The organism is Stenotrophomonas sp. 2YAF22 (assembly GCF_052114665.1).
GTDB lineage: Bacteria > Pseudomonadota > Gammaproteobacteria > Xanthomonadales > Xanthomonadaceae > Stenotrophomonas > Stenotrophomonas indicatrix.
Genome location: NZ_JBFRFE010000725.1, coordinates 1 through 1,930, shown reverse-complemented (window position 1 = coordinate 1,930; position 1,930 = coordinate 1). Strand labels below are relative to the sequence as shown.

At 67.3% G+C, this 1,930-nt stretch carries 3 protein-coding genes; all 3 read left to right on the top strand.

Features of this window, described 5'->3' with window-relative positions; genetic code table 11:
• Positions 1-483: ribonuclease III family protein (locus AB4Y84_RS20435; RefSeq protein WP_442250793.1), on the top strand; the 483-nt coding region annotated here is incomplete at its 5' end.
• Entirely contained in the window at positions 480-1,376 is an 897-nt protein-coding gene (gene era, locus AB4Y84_RS20430; RefSeq protein WP_025877117.1) for a GTPase Era, read from the top strand. The genes AB4Y84_RS20435 and era, both read left to right, overlap by 4 nt.
• Positions 1,377-1,394: 18 nt before the next feature.
• Positions 1,395-1,930: DNA repair protein RecO (gene recO, locus AB4Y84_RS20425; protein ID WP_442250792.1), on the top strand; the 536-nt coding region annotated here is incomplete at its 3' end.

The window sequence follows — 1,930 nt, the reverse complement described above, 5'->3', positions numbered from 1 at the left end:
ATGACCCGCGCCCGCGCCGAGCTGGTGCGCGAGGGTGCGCTGGCGGTGATCGCGCGGACCCTGCAGCTGGGTGACCGGCTGACGATGGGCCCCGGCGAAATGAAGTCCGGCGGCCATCGCCGCGACTCGACCCTGGCCGATGCATTCGAGGCCGTGGTTGCTGCGATCTACCTGGATGTGGGTTTTGAAGCCTGCCGGGCGATGGTCCTGCCCTGGTTTGCCGCCTCGATGGAGGCGCTGCCGGCCACCGGACGACCGGAGAAGGACCCCAAGACCCGCCTGCAGGAATGGCTGCAGGGCCGACAGAAGGCGTTGCCACAGTACGAACTGGTGTCAGAATCCGGTGACGACCACGCCAAACACTTCCGGGTACGCTGCAACGTAGCCGACCCCGCCGCCAGCACCGAGGGCGAAGGCTCCTCGCGGCGGATTGCCGAACAACAAGCGGCTGCGGCCGTCCTTGAACAACTGGATTCCAAGTGAGCGAACAAACTCCCCATCATTGCGGCAGCGTGGCCGTCATCGGCCGCCCCAACGTGGGCAAATCGACCCTGACCAATGCGTTGGTCGGGGCCAAGGTCAGCATCGTGTCCAACCGGCCGCAGACCACCCGTCACCGCCTGCTGGGCATCGCCACCTACCCGGAAGGGCAGCTGGTGCTGGTCGACACGCCCGGCCTGCATAAGGTGCAGAAGCGGGCGATGAACCGGGTCATGAACCGCGCTGCCCGCGGCTCGCTGGAAGGCGTCGACGCCGGCCTGCTGGTGATCGAAGCCGGTCGCTGGGACGAAGAGGACAGCCTGGCCTTCAACGTGCTGCGCGACGCCGGTATCCCGGTGGTGCTGGTGGTCAACAAGATCGACCGCATGAAGGACAAGGGCGCACTGCTGCCGTTCCTGCAGGAAGTGACCGCCGGCCGTGATTTCTCGTCGGTGCATCCGATTTCGGCGCAGAAGCGCAACGGCCTGGAAGCCCTGGTCCGTGACGTGCTGGCGCTGTTGCCGGAAGCCCCGCCGATGTTCGGCGAAGACGAGATCACCGACCGCAGCCAGCGCTTCCTGGCCGGCGAACTGGTGCGTGAACAGCTGATGCGCCAGTTGGGCGAAGAGCTGCCGTACGCCACCACGGTGGAGATCGAGCGCTTCACCGAGGACGGCAACCTGCTGCGCATCGGTGCGGTGATCTGGGTCGAGCGCGAAGGCCAGAAGGCGATCGTGATCGGCAAGGGCGGCACGCGCCTGAAGGAGATCGGGGCCAAATCCCGCCTGCAGATGGAGCGTCTGTTCGGTGCCAAGGTGTTCCTGGAAACCTGGGTGCGCGTGCGTGAGGGCTGGTCCGATGACGAGGCCGCGCTGAAGGCCTTCGGCTACGAATAAGCCGCGACGGTCGCTTCGATGCTGATCGAGGACGACACCGGCTTCGTGCTGCATGCGCGGGCCTACCGCGAGACCAGCTTGCTGGTAGAGGTATTGAGCGCCGAGCATGGCCGTATCGGCCTTCTCGCGCGTGGAGTTTCCACGGCCAAGGGCCAGGTGCTGCGAGCGGCCCTGCAACCACTGCAGTGGATCCGCTTCAGCGCGCTGCAGCGTGGCGAACTGGCCCAGCTGCGCGGTGCTGAAGCGCTGGATGTGGCGCCGCGCCTGCTCGGCCAGGCCATGCTGGCCGGGTTCTATCTCAGTGAACTGACCCTGCGCCTGGCACCGCGCCAGGATCCGTTGCCGGAGTTGTACCTGGCCTACGGCGAAGCGCGTGCCCGCCTGGCCGTGGGTGCCGGACTGGCCTGGACCCTGCGCCGTTTCGAACGCGAGCTGCTGGCGGCGCTGGGCGTGGGCTTCGATCTGGAAACGGCCAGCGATGGCCAGCCGATCGACCGGGCGGCGCGCTATGAACTGGACCCGCAGGAAGGGCCGCAGCGCCTGCTCAGCGAGCG